Annotated in this window: 18 protein-coding genes; 14 read left to right on the forward strand and 4 right to left on the reverse strand. The window is 72.3% G+C overall.

Annotated features, from left to right (window positions below):
- The 12 genes from AC162C_RS01335 to AC162C_RS01390 form a co-directional block, all read left to right on the forward strand.
- On the forward strand, nt 1-914 hold a 914-nt coding region (locus AC162C_RS01335), incomplete at its 5' end, for a hypothetical protein (protein WP_484095979.1).
- Between the two features lie 143 nt (nt 915-1,057).
- On the forward strand, nt 1,058-2,515 hold the full coding sequence (locus tag AC162C_RS01340) for a MauE/DoxX family redox-associated membrane protein (RefSeq protein WP_484095980.1): 1,458 nt from the start codon (nt 1,058-1,060) through the stop codon (nt 2,513-2,515).
- 439 nt (nt 2,516-2,954) lie between these two features.
- The gene (locus AC162C_RS01345; protein WP_484095981.1) at nt 2,955-4,409 is read left to right on the forward strand and encodes a glycoside hydrolase family 26 protein; all 1,455 of its coding nucleotides are present in this window, start codon (nt 2,955-2,957) and stop codon (nt 4,407-4,409) included.
- A gap of 191 nt (nt 4,410-4,600) precedes the next feature.
- Nucleotides 4,601-5,938: an adenylate/guanylate cyclase domain-containing protein gene (locus tag AC162C_RS01350; RefSeq protein WP_484095982.1), complete on the forward strand. Its 1,338-nt coding sequence runs from the start codon at nt 4,601-4,603 to the stop codon at nt 5,936-5,938.
- A 185-nt stretch (nt 5,939-6,123) separates the two neighbouring features.
- On the forward strand, nt 6,124-6,294 hold the full coding sequence (locus AC162C_RS01355; RefSeq protein WP_484095983.1) for an alpha/beta fold hydrolase: 171 nt from the start codon (nt 6,124-6,126) through the stop codon (nt 6,292-6,294).
- 256 nt (nt 6,295-6,550) lie between these two features.
- Nucleotides 6,551-6,802 (forward strand): SHOCT domain-containing protein, encoded by a 252-nt coding sequence (locus AC162C_RS01360; protein WP_484095984.1) that lies wholly within the window; start codon nt 6,551-6,553, stop codon nt 6,800-6,802.
- A 5-nt stretch (nt 6,803-6,807) separates the two neighbouring features.
- Nucleotides 6,808-7,527: a hypothetical protein gene (locus AC162C_RS01365; RefSeq protein WP_484095985.1), complete on the forward strand. Its 720-nt coding sequence runs from the start codon at nt 6,808-6,810 to the stop codon at nt 7,525-7,527.
- Nucleotides 7,524-8,252, forward strand: coding sequence for a response regulator (locus AC162C_RS01370; RefSeq protein WP_484095986.1), 729 nt, complete (start codon nt 7,524-7,526; stop codon nt 8,250-8,252). The genes AC162C_RS01365 and AC162C_RS01370 overlap by 4 nt, the downstream gene beginning before the upstream one ends.
- On the forward strand, nt 8,249-9,439 hold the full coding sequence (locus AC162C_RS01375) for a sensor histidine kinase (protein ID WP_484095987.1): 1,191 nt from the start codon (nt 8,249-8,251) through the stop codon (nt 9,437-9,439). Before AC162C_RS01370 ends, AC162C_RS01375 begins: the two co-directional genes overlap by 4 nt.
- 353 nt (nt 9,440-9,792) lie before the next feature.
- Nucleotides 9,793-10,665 (forward strand): cytochrome C oxidase assembly protein, encoded by an 873-nt coding sequence (locus AC162C_RS01380; protein WP_484095988.1) that lies wholly within the window; start codon nt 9,793-9,795, stop codon nt 10,663-10,665.
- A 223-nt stretch (nt 10,666-10,888) separates the two neighbouring features.
- Nucleotides 10,889-12,064 carry a saccharopine dehydrogenase family protein gene (locus AC162C_RS01385; RefSeq protein ID WP_484095989.1) on the forward strand — a complete coding sequence of 392 codons (1,176 nt, stop codon included), beginning with the start codon at nt 10,889-10,891 and terminating at the stop codon, nt 12,062-12,064.
- Nucleotides 12,065-12,161: 97 nt separating this feature from the next.
- Nucleotides 12,162-12,575, forward strand: coding sequence for a 2TM domain-containing protein (locus tag AC162C_RS01390; RefSeq protein WP_484095990.1), 414 nt, complete (start codon nt 12,162-12,164; stop codon nt 12,573-12,575).
- 67 nt (nt 12,576-12,642) lie between these two features.
- On the opposite strand, the gene AC162C_RS01395 is transcribed toward AC162C_RS01390, so the two are convergent.
- The 4 genes from AC162C_RS01395 to AC162C_RS01410 all read right to left on the reverse strand — a co-directional run bounded on the left by AC162C_RS01395 (nt 12,643) and on the right by AC162C_RS01410 (nt 19,923).
- A complete protein-coding gene (locus AC162C_RS01395; RefSeq protein WP_484095991.1) occupies nt 12,643-13,566 on the reverse strand; it encodes an Ig domain-containing protein in 924 nt (307 codons plus the stop codon).
- Nucleotides 13,567-13,656: 90 nt separating this feature from the next.
- Complete coding sequence (locus tag AC162C_RS01400; RefSeq protein WP_484095992.1) at nt 13,657-15,711, reverse strand: FAD-dependent oxidoreductase; 2,055 nt, start codon at nt 15,709-15,711, stop codon at nt 13,657-13,659.
- 229 nt (nt 15,712-15,940) lie between these two features.
- Nucleotides 15,941-16,306 (reverse strand): cupin domain-containing protein, encoded by a 366-nt coding sequence (locus AC162C_RS01405; RefSeq protein WP_484095993.1) that lies wholly within the window; start codon nt 16,304-16,306, stop codon nt 15,941-15,943.
- Nucleotides 16,307-16,410: 104 nt separating this feature from the next.
- Nucleotides 16,411-19,923, reverse strand: coding sequence for an ATP-binding protein (locus AC162C_RS01410; RefSeq protein ID WP_484095994.1), 3,513 nt, complete (start codon nt 19,921-19,923; stop codon nt 16,411-16,413).
- 142 nt (nt 19,924-20,065) lie between these two features.
- Here AC162C_RS01410 and AC162C_RS01415 point away from each other — a divergent pair, with 142 nt between their 5' ends.
- Together AC162C_RS01415 and AC162C_RS01420 are read left to right on the forward strand one after the other, a co-directional pair.
- Nucleotides 20,066-20,779, forward strand: a complete 714-nt coding sequence (locus AC162C_RS01415; protein ID WP_484095995.1) for a hypothetical protein — start codon at nt 20,066-20,068, stop codon at nt 20,777-20,779.
- A gap of 100 nt (nt 20,780-20,879) precedes the next feature.
- Nucleotides 20,880-21,869: a penicillin-insensitive murein endopeptidase gene (locus AC162C_RS01420; protein WP_484095996.1), complete on the forward strand. Its 990-nt coding sequence runs from the start codon at nt 20,880-20,882 to the stop codon at nt 21,867-21,869.
- Nucleotides 21,870-21,961 lie beyond the last annotated feature (92 nt).

A 21,961-nucleotide genomic window follows, 5' to 3' on the forward strand; every position in this document is an offset into this window, starting at 1 on the left:
GCCTTCAGCCGAAGTGCGTCGGCTCCTGCCCGCCCGAGCGCTCGGGGTGCGGTCTGTGCTGCACTCCGGATCAGGTGTGCAACAAGGAGCTGAAGAAGTGCTGTCCACGCAGCCGCGACTACCGGTGCCTAGGTCCCGAGCCCGAGTGCAGGAAGGCGGCGGACGAGGAGGTCGAGGACTACGAGAAGAACATCTGCGCTCGAGGCCGCAGCGCAGGGAAGAACATCCAGAAGTCCTTCGGGTCGGGAGCGAATATCGGCAGCATGGGTGAGGGGGCGTACGCCAGTCTCGGCTGCTTCGCGTTCGCCGAGGCGACGCTGAGACCGAGCCGCTACGGCCGCTGCAGGCAGGTGGCAGACGACGCTCTCTGCCCGTCGGGATCGACCTGCGACCAGGGATCGGGGCTGTGCTCGGTCCCGGACTGCGGCGAGCGAGCAACGAGCTCGAGAGCGAGCGCCGAGAACGTCGTCGTGGCTAAGGGACGCACGACTGGCCGTGCTACCGCCGCCGCGAGCCGGCCGGGGTCGGACGCCGTGCTTCGTGAGTACCGTCGATTTGGGCCTTCGCTGCGCAGGGATGCTCAGCGCGTTGGCGGAGCGCTCGCCCTGCCCTCTGGTCTCGGCCGTACGATGGCGCTCGCCACCGCGCTCGCCGCGTATCGTGCCGACGTCTCAAAGGTCGAGGCGGCGATGCGTAAGCTGCAGCGGTCGAACGCCGGTGCGGCACCATCCGCTGCTCTCGTTCTCGAGACGCTCAAGGCGACCTCGGCTGGACTCGCCGCGTTCGAGTCCGGTGTGAAGGCGCGCGGGCCCGAGGCGATGCGATACGGCCGAGCCGCTCGGCAGTCGTTCAATGCCGCCGAGCGACGGGCCGCGACCGCCAGGAAAGCGCTCGGGTGCGGAGCAGCCTGCTGACCCGCCCGCTGAAGCACTCGGGCGGCCCATGCGAAGAGGGAGGCCTCTTCCCGCGGACGGGCTTCCGCTCGAGCCCCACGGAGCCCACGAGACACCCGCATCGCCCTGCACGCCGCGCTCCGGGCGTACGGGCTCAGTGACCGATGGGCGCGGCCCTTCTCGGAGCCCGTCTGCTGCTCGCGGCCGTCTTCGTCGTGGCCGGCGTCACAAAGCTCGTAGATCGTGAGCGCGGCCGCGAGTCAGTCGTCGCGTTCGGGGTTCCTCTTCGCCTGGCCGGCCCGATCGCGCTGGCGCTCCCGGTCGTTGAGATCGTCATCTCGGCGCTCCTGGTGTTCTCGCAGACCGCCACGGTGGGTGCGATCGCCGCCCTCGCGCTCCTGCTCGCCTTCTGCGTAGCGATCGCAACTGCGATGGCGCGCGGCGAGAGCCCGGAGTGCCACTGCTTCGGCCAGCTGCACTCGGAGCCCATTGGATGGAAGACGCTTGCGCGGAACGGCGTGCTCGCGCTCGCAGCCGCGGTCGTCGCGGTCGCGGGGCCGGGGGCGAGCATGCTCGGCTGGCTCGGGGATCTCGAGGGCGTCGAGGTGCTCGCCGTTGCGCTGGGACTGGTTGCCGCGGCGCTCGCGGTCGGCGGAGGTCTCGCCCTGCTGCACGTCGTGCGCTCCTACGGCAGAGTGCTGGTGCGCCTCGATCGGCTCGAGGAGCGACTCCGCGCGTCAGGGTTCGAGCTCGAGGAGCCGGAAGCGATGCCGGAGCTGGGTCTGGAGCCCGGAACACCTGCGCCGGAGTTCTGGCTGGAGTCGACAGACGGCGGTCGCGTGGCGCTGTCGGAACTCGTGCTCGCGGGACGGCCGCTCGTCTTGCTGTTCACGAGCCCGACCTGCGGGCCGTGCGCGACCCTGATGCCCCGCGTCGTCGAGTGGCAGCGCGAGCACGCGGACGAGCTCACCGTCGCACTCGTCAGCGGAGGTGAGCCGAGCACCGTGCGGGAGACGGCCTCCACCCATGGAGTCACCAACGTGCTGCTCGACACCGACCTCGTGGTGTACGAGGCCTACGAGGCGAACGGCACTCCGAGCGCGGTCATCGTCGGCGACGACGGGCGGATCGCGTCATGGCTCGCCGCCGGTGCCGACTGGATCGAATCGCTGGTGGGGCAGGCGCTCGGGGGACGTGGGCGCACGCCCGGTCTCCCGGTCGGGGCTCGCGCGCCCGAGCTCCGGCTCGAACAGCTCGACGGCAGTGGTGCGGTCTCGGTCGACGAGCTGGTCGGGGGGCCGACGATCGTGCTGTTCTGGAACCCGGGCTGCGGATACTGTCGTGCGCTCCACGAGGAGATCCGGGGCTGGGAGCAGCGGCGCGAGCCCGGCTCTCCCTCGCTCCTTGTCGTCTCCTCTGGGGATGCCGAGGAGGTGCGAGCCGAAGGGTTCGCTTCGCCGACCCTTCTCGATCCCGAATGGGATCTCGCGGGAGCGTTCGGGGCAGACGGAACCCCAATGGCGGTTCTCCTCGACGCCGAGGGTCGCGTCGCCGGCCCGCTCGCCGGAGGGGCTGACCAGGTGCTCGCGCTCCTCGGATCTGCCATCCGCGTCGGCTCGTAGCACAGAGATCGCACGCGAGAGGTTCCCCTCGACGGAATATCGATTCGCTACCGCGCTCACTCTGAGATCCAGAGGATCAAGAGGACAGGTTCGTCGCGGGAAGCCGGGAACCGATGCCGCTGGTTGGGTCAGATCTGGGTCAGATCACCCTGACCAATCCTGACCGATCCTGACCCACGCCACGAGCGAGAAACCGCTTGTTTGCAGAGACTGACAACCCCTGACCACTCGTTCCCGAGCATGGTAAGGAGGGGGTCGACGGTTCGAGTCCGTCAGAGGGCTTCGCTGGATCTCGCATGATTGCCGGGGTTGCGGGATCGCAGGTCGCGGGGCTAGCAGCCACAGGCTCCGTTGTGGAAACGGATTGGTAACGGGGCGGGGGTTGCTCGTCTGCGAGGCTCGTTGCTGACAGCACGATCACCGCTTAGCATCGCGGGCGGTGCGAAGGGTCGCGTTCTACGTGCTGATCACGCTTGCGGCGGCGGCGCTGATCTCGACTGCATCCGCCAGCCAGTCACATGCACGCTCTTCAACCCTTACTCGTCTCGTGCCGCTTCCCGACGGACAGGCGAACTTCGGATTCACCTTCCTCCTCTCCGACACGACCGATCCGATCTGGGGTGACACGCGCCCGTTCGACGAACGCATCCGCGACTCGATCGCGCGCGAGCTTGCCGGGAAGACGCCGACCTTCCTGAAGGTGTGGACGCCCTGGCAGCACCCGGACCTCGAGGGCAAGCCCTACGTTCCGTTCAGCGCAGCGGCGGACGACATCGCAAGGGTCCGCGGCGTCGTCGGCGACAGCGGCCTCCTCCACCTCGACTGGAACCTGACCCTCTCGACCTTGGTGAACGAGGGACTAACCGTGCGCGACGTGCGGCGAGGTGTCGCGGACTCCTACATCCGCTCGTTCGCACGCGACGTCCGCGACTACGGCAAGCCAGTCCTGATGACGCTCTTCAACGGCGAGTTCAACGGCTCGTGGTGGTACGCGGTCAGCCCGCTCGCGAACTTCTGGCTGAGCACCGACGACTTCGTCCAGGCGTGGCGCCGAGTCGTGGACATCTACCGCGCGGTCGGCGCGACCAACGTCTCGTGGGCATGGGTGGTGAACGGCTTCCCCCGCGAGGCGGGGCAACAGCCCGGTATCGACAGGAACCTGGCCGCCTACTACCCCGGGGACGCGTACGTGGACTGGGTCGGGATCGACGTGTACGACGTCGGCCTCCCCAGCTGGATGGACGGGCCGTACTCGTTCGCCGTTGCGCACGGCAAGCCCGTGTTCATCGGTGAGTTCGGGATCCGCCACGAGTGGAGCAGCCTGCCGCCGTCCCAGTGGGGCCCGTGGCTCTCCTCCGTCTTCGACTACTTCGAGAGCCACCCGGCGATCAAGGCGATCTCGTACTTCAACCTCTGCAACCGCGCCGGCGCGACGCGCGTGAAGTGGGATCCGTCGCGTTCGGTCTACATCGACGACGGCACGGTGAACTACGTGCCGGACCTGAACGACCACGACAGCCGCCTGCTGGCGGGCGGACCGGCGATCCAGGCGCTCTTCGCGGCGCGGATCTCGTCGCCGCGATACGTGTCCGCAATCGCGACGGAACCCGTCGAGTCGCAGCCGGCGAAGGCGATCGCGACGTTGCTCGTTCCGAAGGTGCGCGGCCCGATCACGCTCGCGCGCTGGAACGGCAATCTCGCAGCGCACACCTACGACCTTCAGATCAAGCGCCGAGCGGCACGTTGGCGGACCGTCACCGCGGGGGCGTCAGCAAAGTCCAAGCGCGTCGAAGGCTCGCCTGGCGAGCGGGTGCAACTGCGCGTGAGGGCACAGGACGTCGACGGAGTCGTCGGGCCATGGTCAGCCGCGCGTCCGCTCGTCTTCCCGAGGTAAGCACCGGGCTTCGCTGGATCCCGTATGAGCGCTGGGGTCGTGGGATCGCGGGTGTCGGGCATCGCAGTCGGTGTGCCCCTCACGGAAACGGTTTGGCAACGGGGCGGGGGTTGCTCACTCGTGATCGCGCCGCAGCAGGCTGTCACGATTACGGGCATGCCCGATTGCTGTCGGCCCTACCCGGCTGTGCGATGACGACTCCTCCGGCGACGCGCTACGCCAAGAGCGGCGACGTAAACGTCGCGTACCAGGTCTCGGGGGAGGGTGCCTCGATCGACCTGGTGTGGGCGCCTGGAACCGTGTCGCACCTCGACCTGGACTGGGAGAGAAGAGCCTGGTTCTGGGAGCGGTTCCACGGCTTCTGTCGACTGATCCGCTTCGACAAGCGCGGTACCGGCCTGTCGGACAGGGTGACCGACGTCGCGTCGCTCGAGGAGCGAACCGACGACATCCGCGCCGTGATGGACGACGCCGGAAGCGAGCGCGCCGTGATCATGGGGTCTTCGGAGGGCGGGAGCATGGCGATGCTCTTCGCCGCGACGTTCCCCGAGCGAACCCGCGCGTTGATCCTCCGCGGGGCGCAGCCCCGATGGGTGTGGGCGCCGGACATGCCGTGGGCGATCCCCGAGGACGCGTATCGGCGCCAGGTCGAGGTGCTCGCGACCCACGGCGTCACCGAGGAGTACCTCCGCGGCTACGGCGGTGGCTACGGCGACGAGCCGACCGCGGCGGAGATCGAGCGGGAAATGCGGTACGTCCGGGCCGGGGCGAGCCCAGCCGCGCTCGCCGCGCTGGAGCGCATGAACCTTCAGATCGACGTGCGCGAGATCCTGCCGACGATCCGGGTGCCCACGCTGATCCTGAACGCAACCGGCGATCCGGTCTCGCCGATCGAGGGCGCGCGCAGCCTGGCGGAGCGGATCCCGAACGCGAGGCTGTTCGAGTACGAGAGCTCGTCGCACGTCCCCGCTTCACGCGCCGAGGCGACGCTGCTTCTCGATCAGATCGAGGAGTTCGTCACGGGGACGCGTCCGGCGCCGCCCGGCGACACGATCCTTGCCACAGTGCTGTTCACCGACATCGTGGACTCGACGGCGATTCAGGCCCGTGTCGGGGATCTCGCGTGGAAGCACTTGATCGAGCGCCACCACGCGATCGTGCGCGGCCTTCTCGGTCGCTACGGCGGGCTCGAGCAGGACACGGCCGGCGACGGCTTCTACGCGCGGTTCGACGGCCCCGCACGGGCGATTCGATGCGCACGCGAGATCGGCGAGGCCGTGCGTGACCTCGGGATCGAGATCAGGGCCGGCGTGCACACCGGCGAGTGCGAGATCGCCGACGGGAAATGTGCGGGCCTGTCGGTGACGATCGGCGCGAGGGTGATGTCGCAGGCGGGCCGTTCCGAGGTACTCGTCTCGCAGACCGTGAAAGACCTCACCGTCGGCTCCGGCCTCGTGTTCGACGACGCCGGCGAGCACGAGCTGAAGGGCGTGCCCGACGGCTGGCGGCTCTACCGGGTGGCTGGATGATCGAGCGCCTCGGAGGCCCGGTTCGCGTGGAGCGAGGACTCAGTTTGACCCACGAGCGATCGCGCCCGGGAACCGGCTCAGTCGTCGGTCTGACGCGCGACGGGGTAGCTGTGGCGCCCGCCTCCGCCGAATAGAGTGCCGCGCCGCAGTGCCGGATCACCCAGGGATCACCGGTAGATCATTCGGTGCGCGTCGGGTTCGACGAGATGGGCGACAGCGGCGAGACGCTCCACGCAGGGATACCCGGGTCGAGGCTCGCGGTCTTCGAGCACAGCTCGCACACACCCCACCTCGAGGAGCCCGAGGCCTACGAGCGCACGCTGCGCCTGTTGCTGGCCGACGCCGACGCGGCGTGATGGCATCGACCCGAGCGAGACGACCCGCTCGCTCGCGGACGCGGTCGGCCTGGGCGGTCGCGCCGCCGTGGGGGCCAGGCGCGCGAGGGCCCGGCGGGCGCGCACGCAGGCGCGGCCACGCTCGCACCCCCGAACACGCCCGGGTGAAGCCCGAATCCAAGGTGGACACCTTGACCGAATCTTGATCCCGGCGACGGGGGACGTTGACGTCGCCCGCCTAGCCTCCGTGGCGTACGGAGACGGAAGGAGGCTCACCATGATGGAGACCGGGAACGGAATGGGCGCGGTGGGGTGGTTCCTGATGACGGGGCTCTGGGTCGTGCTGCTGGCCGCCATCGTCTGGGCGGTCGCCAACCTGTTCCCGAGCCGTGCAACGGGCTCGGCCGACGGCGCGGGCCAGCGTCCGGAGGACATCCTCGACCGTCGGCTCGCGGCCGGCGAGCTCGATCCCGTGGCGTACGACGAGCTCCGGGCGAAGCTCCGCGCCTCGCGGGCGGAGAGGGTGTGATCCCGATGACGAGCAAGGCTGTTCCCCTCGTCGTCCTCGTCGTCGCGTCGGCGGCGCTGGTGGCGTCGGCAGGATGGACGTTCGCTCGTGCCGACGACGGCGACTGGACGATGAGCCGCTTCGGCCCGGGAATGATGGGGCTGTCCGCACCGGGCACCGGCTCACCGGTGAGAAGCCTCGACGACGCCGGGCGCCAGGCGCAGCGGTTCGCCGATCGGCTGGGCCTGACGACCGGCGAGGTCATGCGCTTCACGCGCAACTACTACGTCGAGCTGCTCGAGCCCAACGGTCGTCGCGCGACCGAGGTGCTCGTGAATCCGACCACCGGGTCGGTGTGGCTCGAGTACGGCCCGGCGATGATGTGGAACACCCGCTACGGGATGATGAGCGACTTCCGCGACCGTGCCCGAGCGGGGATGATGGGCGGCATGATGGACGGCGGCACCGGGGGCGGCATGATGGACGGCGGCACCGGGGGCGGAGCCACACCAGCACCCTCCGAGCCGAGCGGTGTCTCGGCGACGGAGGCGCGCAGGCTCGCCCAGCGCGCGCTGGACAGCGCCGGGGGTGGCCTGACGGCAGGCGAGCCCGAGCCCTTCCCCGGCTACTTCACGCTGCACACCCTCCGCGGCGGCAAGGTGACCGGGATGCTGTCCGTCAACCAGACGACCGGTGCGGTGTGGTTCCACTGGTGGCATGGAGACTTCGTCTCGATGAGCGAGTGACGACCACCGGCCCCGGGAGTCGCGCGCTCGGGCGGGAGCGCCCGCGCGCGCTCGTCGTGGACGACGAGTCCCATCTGGTCGCGCTCGTGCGGTCGTACCTCGAGCGAGAGGGCTTCGAGGTCGCGAGCGCCTCGGACGGAGAACGCGCGGTGACGCTCGTGCGCGAGCTCGACCCGGATGTGGTCGTGCTCGACGTGATGCTGCCTGTGATCGACGGCATCGAGGCGTGCCGGCGGATCCGCGAGTTCAGCGACGTCTACGTGCTCATGCTCACGGCGCGCGCCGAGGAGCTCGACAAGGTCGTCGGACTGTCGACGGGCGCGGACGACTACCTCACGAAGCCGTTCTCGCCGGCCGAGCTCGTCGCGCGTGTGCGGGCGCTGCTGCGGCGGCCGCGGCGGCCTGCCGGCGTGGTTCAGCCGGTGCGCCGGTTCGGCGACCTCGCCATCGACCCCCTGGGGCACGAGGTGCGGCTCGGAGACGAGGTCGTCGAGCTGACGCCGGTCGAGTTCGACCTCCTGGACGCACTGTCGGGGCAGCCCGCCATCGCGCTCTCGCGCCTCCAGCTCCTCGAGCGCGTCCGGGGGCCGGCGTGGTTCGGCGACGAGCACGTCGTCGACGTCCACGTGGCCAATCTCCGGCGCAAGCTCGGCGACGACGCAGCCTCGCAGCGGTACATCCGCACCATCCGCGGGGTCGGCTACCGCATGGGCACGGGCGAGTGATCGACCGGCTCCGCCGGAGTCTCGTGGGGAGGCTGCTCGCCGCGCAGCTCCTCGTCATCGTCGCCGGTTCCGTGACGCTGACGATCGTCGCCCTCTCGGTGGCGCCCGGCCTCTTCCACAGGCACGTCCGTGAGGCCCTCGGCATCGTCCCGGACGACGTCGCCCAGCACCTCGATCGCGCCTTCGGCGACGCGATCCTCGTCGCGATCGCGGTCGCGATCGGCGCCGCCGCCCTGACCGCCCTGGCCGTCAGCTGGTACGTGTCCGTGCGGATCGCGCGCCCGCTCGGGCAGCTCGCGTCTGCGGCCGACCGCATCGCGAAGGGTCACTACGGAGAACGGATCGCCGTCACCGGCCCCGACGAGCTCGCGGCACTCGCTTCGGCGTTCAACTCCATGGCCGGCTCGCTGGAGTCGACCGAGTTGCGTCGTCGCCGCCTCTTCAGCGACCTCGCCCACGAGCTCCGAACGCCCCTCGCCACCATCGAGGGATACGTCGAGGGGGTACGTGACGGAGTGCTGCCGCCCACCGGCGAGACGTGGTCGGTGCTGGAGACCGAGAGCCGACGACTCCGCCGGCTCGTCGACGACCTGCAGGAAGTGTCGCGCGCCGAGGAGCGCCGGCTGGATCTCCGTGTGGTCGAGGCCGACCCGGTCGCCCTCGTGGCCCGAGCCATCCGCGCGGCTGGCCCCGGATACGAGTCCAAGGGCGTGAGGCTCGAGACCGCGAACGACCCGCACGTGCCACCCGTCGCCGCCGACCCGGATCGCCTCCACGAGGTCCTCGCCAACCTCCTCGAGAACGCGCTGCGGCACACCCCGCGCGGCGGCCTGGTCGAGGTCCGAACGGCCCGACGAGGCCGCGATGTCGAGATCTCCGTCTCCGACTCGGGTGAAGGCATCGCGCCGGAGCACCTCGAGCGCGTCTTCGAGCGGTTCTTCCGCGTCGATCCCGCACGCAGCAGAGCGACAGGCGGTAGCGGCATCGGGCTCACGATCGCGCGGGCGATCGTCCAGGCACACGGCGGACGCATGTGGGCCGAGAGCGACGGCAGCGACCGCGGCACCCGCTTCGTGATGTGGCTCCCCAGAAGCGCAGCGCCAGAAGGCGGCGTCACTCGAGCGCGGCACGGACTCCAAGGGCCCGATACGGAAACAGGACGCGGAGACGTTCCCGGCGAGAGATGACCTGGGCATCGCCTCCGACCGAGAGCGATTGGCCGCTCGTCGACGGGGCCGCCTGCCGGGAAACGGCGCCGGCGGAGCAGGTCGGCGACGAGGGTGAGCACGACGCCGTGGCGGGGATGGGCGCTGCTCCACCCCGTTGCCCACCAGTGGGCGGCGCTCAAGGCCTTCCGTACGAGCTCGTCTCGGTAGCTGCGGGCGGGCGGGACCGATAGCCACCACCGACACGGCACTACACTCAAGCGGCTCCGCACGACCTGCGGCTGTGTGACATGCCGAAACCGGGCGTATCCGAGACGACGACCGACGAACCCGATCCCCGTCTGACATCCGCCTCGTCCGTGGTGGAGGGCGAGATGACGACCACGGTTCGGCTGGTCAGGCTCTTGATCACCGCCCTCGTCGTGGCCGCCGTCGTCGCGGGCATCGGGCGCGGCCTCACGACCTCGGCATCGGGCAAGGCCGCCGTGATCAGCGGCCTGGAGCTGACGGAAACGGCGCTCGCCGCGATCCTGATCCTGCTCGGGAGCTTCGTCGAGGGCTTCGGCTTCGGGCTCTCGCTCGGTACCCGCTGGCCCTACACGCGCAACATCCTGGCGCTCATGGTCCAGGGCGATCCGGAGGCGGCGCACCGGATCGTGGCCACGCTCGTCGGAGCGATCGGCGTGGTGCTCGTGATCCTGGCGCCCAGCTCGCTCACGATCAACGGCCTGGTGCTGATCGTCGCCACGGCCCTGTTCGGTATCGGCACGCTTCACGTGCTCGCCGGCCGGCTTCCCTCCCTCGTGCACGGCGTCCACGGTCTTCTCGCCTACGGCGTCTTCCTCTGCTACCTGTGCACGCTCTTCGTGCCCGGAGTCGACTTCTGGTCGTACCTCGGCGAGATGGGGGCCCTCCACTGCCTGCTGCTGGCCGTGCTCCTGGGCGGGATGACCACCGGCCAGCGAGGCTTCGGCACGCCGATCGGGGCCTTCACCTGGCCGCGCAGCTCCTCGCAGCTGACCATGATCGTGCACCTCGCCTCCGCGCTCGCGATGGTGGCCACCCTCGGATGGCTGATGCCGGAGTTCCCCGTCGCGTTTTCTCTCGTGGTCGCGCAGGTGTTGGTGGGGTTCCTGCTCTTCCACGCGGTGAACCTCGAGCCGAAGAGCCCCGGCATCCTCGTCGCGTTCCACCAGGGGATGGCGCTCTCCATCGCCCTGGCGATCGTGGCCGCGGGGCACTGGTGACGACCGCCCGCGAGTGAGGCCCTAGGGGTTCGCGGCGCCCCCGCGAAGGGGATCGAGCAACTGGAGTCCCGCAGGGGACGCCGGCAGCTGGGGTGCGGGCGTGCCGGGGCAGGCGTGGGACGATGTGGAGCCGCGGTCGTTCCCGCGGCTCCTCTGCCGCGTCGCGTCCGTCTTCCCGCAACCCCTTCCCGCGACCAGCCGCCCCGGGATACCATCGCCTGCCATGCGGGCGGCGGTGATCGGCGGTGCGGGCGGCATGGGCAGGGTGACGGTCGCCGACCTGGCGCGGAGCCCGGGCGTCGAGGAGGTGCGGATCGTCGACCTCGACGACGCGCGCGCCCACGAGGTGGCCCGGCGACTCGGCGGCCCGGTCACGGTGGGAGCGGCGGTCGACCTCGACGAGGCGCTCGGCGGCGTCGACGCCGTCGTCAACGCCGCGAGCCACCGTCTCAACGTCCCCGTGATGCAGTCGTGCCTCCGGGTCGGGGCCCACTACACGGACCTCGGCGGGCTGTTCCACTTCGCCCTCGCCCAGTACGAGCTCGACCAGGCGTTCCGCGAGCGCGGCCTCGCCGCGGCGATCTCGATGGGCTCGGCGCCGGGCCTCACGAACATGCTCGCGGCTGCGTGCTGCGAGCGCCTGGACTCCGTCACGTCGATCGAGATCGTCGACGCGTTCGTCCCCGGCAGGCCGCCGTCGCCGACCCATCCGTACGTGCCGCCGTACGCGGCGAGCACGCTGATCGACGAGTTCACCGAGCCCGCGGCCGTCTTCCTCGACGGCGAGCTGCGCATGGTGCCGGCCGACTCCGGGACGAAGGTCTACGACTTCCCCGAGGGCCCCGTCGAGTGCGTCTACACGATCCACTCGGAGCCGGCGACGCTGCCGCGCTCGTATGCCGACAAGGGGGTCCGGAACGTCGAGTGGCGTCTCGGCCTGCCGGCGCTCGACGTCGAGCGGCTGCGGTCGTTCATCGCCGCAGGCCTGACCTCACGGGCTCCGATCGCGGTCGGCGAGGCCGAGGTCGTTCCGCGCGACGTCCTCGTCGAGACCCTGATGCGCCAGGCGCGCACGGTCGAGCCGCCGGCCGACCCGGACGCGGCCGAGTGGTTCCGGGTGATCGTGTCCGGCGCGCGCGCAGGGCTCGAGACGACACTGGTCGCGGAGATCCGGGTCGGCGAGCGCCCGGAGTGGGAGGCCGGAGCGGGAGCCACGGTGACCGGGACACCGCCGGCGATCGCCGTCCAGTTGCTGTGCAGCGGCGAGCGCCTGCGCGACGGAGTCGGTGGGCCCGAGGCCGTGCTCCCGGTCGGACGATTCTTCGCGGAGCTCGCCCGCAGAGGCATCACCGGCGTCCTCCGAGACGGCGACGAGCAGCTCCCCCTGCACGAGGCCTGACGCGCCCCGGCCCCAGGGGTGACAGGGAGCGGGCGGCGGCTCCTCCACCGGGTCGTCCGCACATTCCCCGATGACGTCGCCGGCCCGCGGAGCGACGATGGGAGAGGCGCGGAAGGAGGTGATGAGCGTGCCCGCCGAGATGCTGACCAGAGACGGCCGGGACGCACGCTCGGCACGCCCGGCCGCGGCGGCGGCCGAGGAGGAGCGGCTCCGCGAATGGGCGCGCCTGCACGTCGAGCGCGTCCACCGCCTCAAGCTGCACGTCGCCGCCTTCGTGCTCGGAATGGTCGTGCTGGCGCCGGTCTGGGTGTTCGTCGAGTGGGAGTCGAACGGGGCGTTCGAGCGGTTGAGTGACGGCGGCAAGCCGGGCGACTGGGATCCGTGGATCCTCTACGTCGCCCTCGTCTGGGGGACGATCGTCGCATTCGCGGCACTGCGGACCTCCTTCGATCGACCGACGACCGAGGCAGAGATCGACCACGAGCTGAGGCGGCTCCGAGAGCCCCGCTGACCACCCGGCGCGAGGCGCTCGGCGCGCTTCGCGACGGCGACGGGCGACCGTCTCGTCCGTGTCGTGCCTACGCGCCTGCTCGGCGAACGCTCGTGTCGCCGCGGACGACGAGGCGAAGCCTGCGGGTGGAGACGTCGCCGTAGCGGTCGCGCGCGCGGACCGTGATGCGGAACTCGCCGGGTGTCCGGGGCCGTCCCGTGACGGCGCCGGACACGAGCCGGAGCCCGCGGGGGAGCGCGCCGTCGACGATCCGCCAGCGGACCGGGCCGACGCCGCCCCGCGTGGCGAGCCGGGCGCGGTAGGCGCGTCCGGCGATGCCGCGCGGGAGCGTCCGTGTCGTGACCTCCATCTTCGTGACGACGAGCAGCAGCGTCGCCGCGGCCGGCGTGCCGAGGCGGTCGACCGCCTCGACGCCGAGCCGGAAGCGCCCAGCCTGCCGGGGCCGTCCGCGGACAGCGCCCGTGCCCGGCGCGAGCGCGAGACCGGTCGGGAGCGCTCCATCGGTGATCCGCCACCGGAAGGGCGCCACGCCGCCTGATGTCTGGAGCCGGAAGGAGAACGGCTTCGCGACCTTGCCGTCCGGGAGCCGCCGGGTCGTGACCGCGAGCTCCGCGGCGACGACGGTGACCGTGAACTGGCGCTGCGCCGAGCCCGGGCGACACCACTCGCGTGACGGAGGGTTCTCGTCGCTGAGATTCACCCAGAAGGAGAAGGAGCCCGGCGTCGTCGGCGTGCCGCTCAGGAGACCGTCGGCGGCGAGCGCGAGGCCCGGAGGGATGTCGCCGTTGATCACCGTGAACCGGTACGGCAGGGCCGGGCCGCAGCCACCCACGCCTTCGAACCGGTGGACGTAGGGGCTGCCGACGATCCCCTCGGGCGTGAAGTAGCTCGCGTCGCTGAACCGGAGCGCGGCTGCGGTCGCGGCGAAGACGCCGGCGAGGACTGCGACGGCGACGAGGACACGGAGTCCCCGCCGGTACGGGCGACGCATCACGGACCGGGGTGTTCGACCCGGCCGGCCGGCATCCTCCGTGCGCTGCGTGTCGCCGGCTCCGCCACGCGGCCCGCGGGGACGGAGGCGCTACGTGGGAACCGCCTCCCCCCACCGCTCGAGCTCGCCGTCCTCGATGTAGCGCTCCTCGTGCGACCAGCGCTCGAGCCCGGCGACGAAGCCCTCGTAGATCGCGTGGTCGAGCTTCCGCGGGGCGACGCAGTCGCCGATGCGGTGGAGGTTCGCGACGGCGCCCTTGAGCTCGAGGTACAGCGCGTCGTCGGCCTTGGGGCCGGTGGCGAGGACGAGCGTGTCGACGCCGTCGAGGGTCTCCTCGGCGCCCGTGTAGAGGTTGAAGATCGTGAGGCGGTCGCCGTCGAGCTCCTTCGCCCAGACGTTCAGCCGGTAGGCGAGGCCCTTCGAGAGCAGGCGGTTGTAGAGCGTCGCCATGTCGAGCGTCGTCGCCGTCGTCGGGAAGAGCGCGTTCCAGCGGCTGACGAGCTCGACCTCGGCGCCGCGGTCGAGCAGCGCCTCGGCGACGCCCGCCGCGTAGCGGGTGCCGTCGTCGTCGAGGACGACCACGCGCTTGCCGACCGGGCGTGTCTCGAGGAGGACGTCCCAGGCGGTGAGGACGTTGTCCTGGTCGACCCCGGGGAGCCGCTCGACGAGCGGGTTGACGCTCGAGAACCCGGTCCGCGTGGGCACGGCGCCCGTGGCGACGATCACGCCGTCCGGCCCCCGCTCGCGCACGAGGTCGGGTGTCGCCTCGGTGCCGAGGAGGATCTCGACGCCGAGCCGCCGCATCTGCGCTTCGAGGTCGCGGACGATCCACCCGAACTCCGCGCGGCCGGCGGTGCGCAGGATGAGGTTCACCTGCCCGCCGAGACGGTCCTCCCGCTCGGCGAGGACGACCTGGTGCCCGCGCCGGGCGAGCGTCTCCGCCGCCTTCATGCCGGCGGGACCTCCGCCGACGACGAGCCAACGGGCAGGGTCGTCGGTGGGCGGGATCGTGCCCAGCCGGCCCTCTCGGCCGGTCGCGGGGTTGACGGTGCAGCTGATCGGCAGTCCCTTGAACACCTTGCCGATGCAGCCCTGGTTCCCGCGGATGCAGTGGTAGAGCTCGTCCTCGCGCCCCTCCTGCACCTTGTTCGCGAACTCGGGGTCGGCGATCTGGGCACGCGTCATCGCGACCATGTCCGCCTTGCCGGAGGCGACGACCTCCTCGGCGAGGTCGGCGTGCTTGATCCCGCCGACGGCGAACACCGGCAGCTCCTCGACGGCCGCCTTGACCTCGGCGGTGAGGTCGACGAGGTAGCCGTCCGGCTCGTCGGACGGCTGGATCGCCATGAAGATGTTGTGGTAGCCGGCGGCCGTCACGTTCACGTAGTCGATGTGGCCGTCCTGCTCGAGCGCGCGCGCGACCGCAACGGCGTCCTCGACGGCGAGCGCGCCGGGGATGAAGTCGCTGAGGCTGATCCGGACGCCGACGACGAAGTCGGGGCCGACGCGGCGGCGCACCTCGTCGATCACCTCGCGGGCGAGGCGGAGGCGGTTCTCGAACGAGCCGCCGTACGCGTCGTCCCGCTTGTTGTAGAGCGGCGAGAGGAACTGGTGCAGCAGGTAGCTGTGGGAGATGTGCACCTCGGTGCCGTCGAAGCCGCCCTCGCGCGACAGCTCCGCGCACCGGCCCCACCACTCCACGAGCTCCGCGATGTCCTCGGGCTCCATCGCCTTCGGGGTCTCGCCGTACGCCGGCGACTTGACGGCCGACGGGCCCCACAGCACCCGCGGGTCGTCCGCCGACTCGCTGGAGGCGTTGAGGCCGAAGTGGTTCAGCTGCTCGAAGATCACCGCGCCGTGCTCGTGGACGGCGTCGGTCATCCGCCGGTTCACCTCGAGCGCGTCGGCGAGGTACGCCCACGAGACACGGGGGAACCCGGTCGTCGAGGTCGGGTGCACGACCCGGTTGCCGGTGATCAGGAGCCCCGCGCCCCCACGGGCCCGGGCCACCTGGTAGTCGACGTTGCGCTGCGAGTCGACGCCGTTCGCGGAGTACAGCTTGACGTGCGCCGTCTGCATGATGCGGTTGCGGACCGTCACGGTGCCGATCCGGAGCGGGCTGAACAGGTGCGGGTACCGGGTCATCGCGTCTCCTTCGCGCCGGGGACGGACGGAGTCTACGACGCCGGCGCCGGCCGACGTCGGTGACCGCAGCGAGCGACGGGGCGACCTCCCCGTGCCCAGGCGTCCTGGCACCCCACGCGTGCCGTCACGCGGGACGAGCTTCGAGTGCGTGGTCGACGCCCCCTGCACACGCCGGCCCGAGCCCGGGCGGCGTCTCGCACGGGGCGTCGACCGCAGAGCCGTCGTGCGCCTAGTCGCCGGCGGGCTTCCCCCAGACGTGGGCTCCGCCCCAGACGATGCCGACGACGGGCTCGTCCCCGACGACCCAGGCGTCGTGCCCCGGATGGAGGACCGACACGTCGCCGCCGGCGATCTCGTGCTCGGAGCCGTCCGCCATGCGGACCCTGACGCGACCCGAGATCACGTACTGGAAGTGCGGCGCCTCGCAGAGCTCGGTGCCGGCGGTCGGCTTCACGTGCTCCGACCAGCGCCACCCGGGCTGCAGCGTCATCCGCCCCACCTCGCCGCCGCCGATCTTCAGGATCTCCGCCCGTCCCAGCGGGAACTCGCGCACCTCGTCCGGGTCGTCGAAGCTCTTGTGCTCGTAGCCGGCCATGCGGGCCTCCTCTCGTCCGCGGAACCCGGAGCGCACGCTCCGGTTGTGACGGATGACTCTAATCGCTGGGCCGCAGTCGGCCACCCGCGCGACCGGCGGCCGGGCTAGGTCGCGGCCGGCGCCGGGGCGGACGCCGCCTCCAGGCGGTCGATGCGCTCGAGCGACGGCGGAACGCGGAGGCGCTCGAAGACCTCGCGCGCCTCGGCGACGAGCGGCGGCGTCTCCTCGGCCCGGCCGTGCGCGGAGAGCCACTCGGCCTGCTCGAGCAGCGCCGTCGCGATCCAGTACGGATTCTCGAGGCTCCGGAGCGCGGCGACCGCGCCCTCCCACCCGGGGTCCGGGTCACCGCGCAGCGCGGCGGCCCGCGCCTCGTGCAGCGGGAGCTTCGCCTCGACCGAACTCACCCCGCCCGCCGCTTCCCGCGCGAGCGCGACGACCTCGGTGATCCCCTCCGCGGAGCGCAGGGCGAGCGCTGCGCCACAGCCCTTGTCGATCAGGATCCCGGAGGACTCCGGGTCTTCCGTGACGTCGCGGTCGCGGAGGCCGAGCAGGCATTCGCGAAGCGCGTCGTCGTATCGATCCTCGGCCAGGGCGAGGAGCGCCCGCGCGTACAACCCCGCGGACTTCACCTGACGGTGCGCGGCGTCACGCCACGTCGCCGGCTCGCGGACGAGCTCGACGACGCGCCCGCGCTCTCCGCGGGCCAGAGCGAGCGCGGCGATGTCGAGGGACGCCGACGCGTGCACGGCGTCCCCGGCCGCCGCGATGCCGTCCGCCTCGGCGAAGGCCTGCTCGGCCTCGTCCCACCGGCCGCTGTCGACGAGATGGCCGACCAGGTTCGTCGAGAGGCTTCGCTCCCACCAGCGGTGGCCCACGCGGCGCGCCAGGGCGAGGCCCTGCCTGACCACGCGCTCGGACTCGGCGTTGCGGCCGGCGACCGAGAGCACGTAGCTCAGGTTCATGCACGCACGGAGGGCGCCGCGGTCGTCGCCGGACTCCTCGGCGAGCGCGAGCGCCTGCCGCACCAGCCCGAGACGCTCGTTCGGGTGATGCCCGAGTATGAGCGCCTTGGTGATCAGCGCCTGGACGACGACCGGGGCGAGCCGGAGCCGCTCCGCGAGGTCGAGCGCGCGCTCGGCGTGCGGCAGCGCCTCGTCGGGCTTCGACTCGAAGTAGAGGGCCCGCGACAGCTCCGCCGAGACGGCGGCGACGGCGGCCTCGTCGCCCTCTGCCTCGTGGGCCTCGAGCGCAGCCGAGAGCGCCGCCAGCGCCTCCTCGATACGGCCGGTCGCGAACAGCACCTCGCCGAGGCGCACCTGGGCGGCGGCGGTCTCGGAGCGGAGCCCCCGCTCGCCGAGGATGGCGATCGCCCGCTCGAGCAGGGGCTGCGCGTCCTCCGGACGGAGGCCCCACGCGGCGAGCTCACCGGCACGGGCGAGCGACCGCCCGAGCTCGACCTCGTCGCCGGCCAGGTCGGCGGCGCGCTCGTAGGCGCGCTGCGCCTCGAACGACGCCGCGAGCGACGCCGCCCGCTCGGCGGCGCGGGTGAACCAGCGCCGTGCCTCCGCACGCACGTCGTCCCGGTCGGACGCCTGCGGGTCGGCCTCGTACGCGTCGAGGTAGTGCGAGGCGATCACCTCCGCGATCTCGTCGGGGTCGAGCCCGGCGTCGACGGCGAGGTACGTGGCGGCGGCGATGTGCCTGCGGCGGCGGTCGCCCCGCGCGATCGTCTCGTACGTCACGCGCTGCACGAGCGCCTGCAGGAACCCGAGCTGCCCCCGCTCGGCCGAGAACGGGTCGGTCTCGACCGTGAGCAGCTCCTTGCGCATCAGGGCGGCGACGAGCCGGTCGATCTCGTCCTCGTCGAGCCCCGAGAGCGCGGCCAGGCCCTGCTTCGTGAAGGTCTTCCCGAGCACCGACGCGTCCTGGAGGAGGCGGCGCTCCGGCTCGCTCACGGCGTCGAGTCGCGAGGCGATGAGGGCGTGCAGCGTCTCGGGCACCTCGAGCGTCGCCAGGTCACCGGTGACGACGACGTCGCCGTCGACCTGCTCGAGGAAGCCGCGGTCGCGCAGCATGCGGACGGTCTCGACCGCGTACAGCGGGATCCCGTCGGCGCGCTCCCTGATCGCCTCCCGGGTCTCGTCGGGCAGGCCGGGGACGAGGCCGGTGAGCAGCTCGTCCATCGCCTCGTCGTCGAGCGGCTCGAGCGGGAGCGTCGTGGCGCTGCGCGTCGCCCCGGGGAAGCCCGGGTGGCGATCGGCGACCTCCGGTCGGGCCAGGGTGAGGACGAAGATCGGGTGGTGCCGGCCCCAGTCGAGCAGGTACTCGACGAAGGCGACGAGGCCCTCGTCGGCCCAGTGGATGTCCTCGAACACCATCACGAGCGGGCCCTGCTCGGCGAGGCGCTCGAAGAAGCGGCGCCAGGCGGAGAACAGGTCCTCGCGGTCGGGCGCGCTGCGGTCGGCGAGCCCGAGCAGGTGCTGCAGCCGCGGCTCGACCCATGCGCGCTCCTCGGCATCGAGCACGTGCTCGGCGACGCAGCGGCCCAGCTTCGCGAGGGCGCTCGCCTCGCCCTCGTCCTCGACGATCCCGGCACGGGCGCGCACCATCTCCGCGAGCGCCCAGTAGGCGACCCCGTCTCCGTAGGAGAGGCAGCGGCCACGGTGCCACCAGACCTGGGTCGCGAGCCCGTCGACGTGCTTCTCGAACTCCCACGAGAGCCGCGACTTGCCGATCCCCGCGACCCCGACGACCGACACGAGGCGGGCGCGCCCCTCGTCGGCGCTCGCGTGGAACAGGTCCTTGACGAGGCGCAGCTCGGCGCGCCGGCCGACGAACGGCGCCTCGAGGCCCGCCGCCCGGCCGGCGCCGCCGCGCTGGCCGGTGACGCCGACCGCGCGCCAGAGGTGGAGCGGCTCCGCCTTCCCCTTCACCTCGTGCTCTCCAGCGTCGGCGTACGCGATCGCCGCCTCCGACGCACGTCGCGTCGCATCGCCGACGAGGACCGTGCCGGGGTCGGCGGCGGACTGGATGCGCGCGGCCGTGTTGACGAGGTCGCCGGCGACCATCCCCTGTCCCTCGGCCCCGAGCGTCACCGCCGCCTCGCCGGTGAGCACCCCCGCACGTGCTTCGAGCGCCGCATCGAGACCGGCGACGGCGTCGACGAGGTCGAGGGCGGCGCGGACGGCACGCTCGGCGTCGTCCTCCTGGGCGACCGGGGTGCCCCAGACGGCCATCACCGCGTCGCCGATGAACTTCTCGACCGTGCCGCCGTAGCGCTCGATCACGGCGCGGGCGGCGTCGAAGTAGCGGGAGAGCAACTCGCGGGTGTCCTCGGCGTCGCGACCCTCGGCGAGCGTCGTGAAGCCGACGAGGTCGGCGAACAGCACGCTCACGAGCCGGCGCTCCGCCGTCGGGGCCTCGGCACGGGGAGCCGCGCCCGTCGGCGGGACAGCGGCCTCGAGCGGCGTTCCGCACTCACCGCAGAACTTCGCCCGCCCGGACACCGCCTCACCGCACGACGGGCACGAGCGGGCGAGCGGTGTGCCGCACTCCTCGCAGAACTTCGCACCGGCGGCGACGGCGTGGCCGCAGGCGCTGCACGTCGCGGACGACATGCGCGCACTCTACGGACACGGCCGTGGGCGCGGCCACTCCGGGCCCGGGAGCGCCGTCCGCGTCGATCCCGACCCGCGATCGGTGCCGCCGCGGATGCGACCACGGCGACGGGGTGCTTGGGTGAGGGAGAGAGGAGGGCGCATGGGACGGATGTCGCGGTGGCTCGGGCGATCGCCCGTCTTCGCGGGGCCGCCGCACCCGCCCTCCTGGCGCCGGGCGTTGGCCTTCGCCGCCTTCGTGTTCGCCGCCGCCGGCGCCGCGACGTTCCTCGAAGGACTGCTGTGGGACGACCCGCTGGGCACGATCGTCGCGTTCGCGCTCCTGTTCCCGGTCGTCGCCGGCGTGTTCTGGGTGACGCAGCTCCTGCGCTGGCGCGGCTACCTGGCGCGACACGCGCCGGCAGGGGCGCGCTGGGTCTGGCTCACCGGCTCGACGGGCGGCGACGTCCGCGCGCGGCCCGACCGCGGAACGGCATGGTCGAGGCGCCTTCGCATCCTCGGGGTCGTGCCCCTCGCGCTCCAGGCCGCGTTCCTGGGCGTCGTGGCGGCCAGCCTGCTGGTCGGGATCGGCGGCGACCGCGACGTCGGCGCGGGCGTCTTCTCGCTCGTCCTGGTCGCCCTGCTCGTCGGGCTCGCGATCCTCGGCTGGCGTCACCCGCTCGTCGGCGGCGCGCTGCTCGTCCTCGCGACGCCCGGTCTCGGCCTCGGTCTCGACGTCGCGCTGATGCTGGCGGCCCCGCCCGTCACGTCGGGATGCTGCTTCGTCGCCGCCGCCCTGCTCGGGCGACGGGCCGGGCGACGCCGTGGCGACCGTCCGTCGCCCGGGCCCGGTGCCTCGCTCGCCGGCCCGGCCTGACGGGCCCTCGAGACAGGCGTCGGCCGGAGGTACCATCGACCCGGAAGGCCCGCCAGTGTGCCGCAGGACACGCGGCGCGACGCGCGAAGGGAGTCGGCTCATGGCCTGGCGGCGAGGCGAGATCTGGCTGGACACGGACGCGCTCTGGCTCGGCGACCGATCGAGCGGGGACGTGGCGTCCCTGGCGCTCCACGCGCCGTCGTTCTTCGGCCTCGCTCCCGCAGCCGGGGCGCCCGTGGCGCCGAACGGGCTCGCCGCCTCGCGTCGGCGGCGCGCCGAGTTCCGGCGCCGGCGCAGCACGCGCAAGACGCGGGCCGCGGCGCTCGTGATCGGCCCGACCATGATGCTGACGGTCGCCGGGCCGCGGCCCGGCGCGGCGTCACGCGCCGACGGGGTGCTCCTCGAGGATCCGCCGAGCCTCACACTCCGGCTCGGACGCGACGGGCCCGCGGCCGTGGACGAGCCGCCGCCGCCGCTGACGGCCGGGCGCGTGGCGGCGGGCACGACGCCGGGGGACGCCGGACGTCGGCAAGCGAAGCCCGCCCCCGAGACGCCGTCCTACCCGTCCGTCCGCTGGCGCCCGGGGACGGCGCGCGGGCTCCCCTACGCCGGCTCCCTGACCGGCGGCACCCAGCTCCCCGTGGAGGGCGCCGACTGGGTGACCTGGAACCCGGTCGGCGACAGCGTCCCGAACCAGCCGTGGCGGCTGTACGGGACCGAGCGCACGGTCCGCACCGTGATCTCGGTGCTCGCCGCCCACCGCGCCGCACACCCGGACGCGCCGCGCGTGGTCGTCGGCGACATCAGCTTCCGCGGCGGCGGGCCGATGAATCAGCACCGCTCCCATCAGAACGGGCTCGACGTCGACGTGTACTACCCGCGACTCGACCGTGCGCTCCGCGCGCCGGCGCGCACGGCCCAGGTCGACCGGAAGCTCGCGCAGGACCTCCTCGACCGATTCGTCGCCGCCGGCGCACAGATCGTCTTCGTCGGCTACGCGACCGGCCTCCGCGGGCCGGGCGGGGTCGTCGTCCCCTACCCGAACCACGAGGACCACATGCACGTCCGCTTCCGGAAGCCCGCCGGCTGACGGCGCTGCCGACGACGAGCGGCACGGTCGGCGCGGGAGCCGGAGCCCGCGTCCGCAAGCGGATCGCAGTTGCGGCGCCAGGCCGAGGGCCC

This window comes from Gaiella sp. (genome assembly GCF_057140465.1).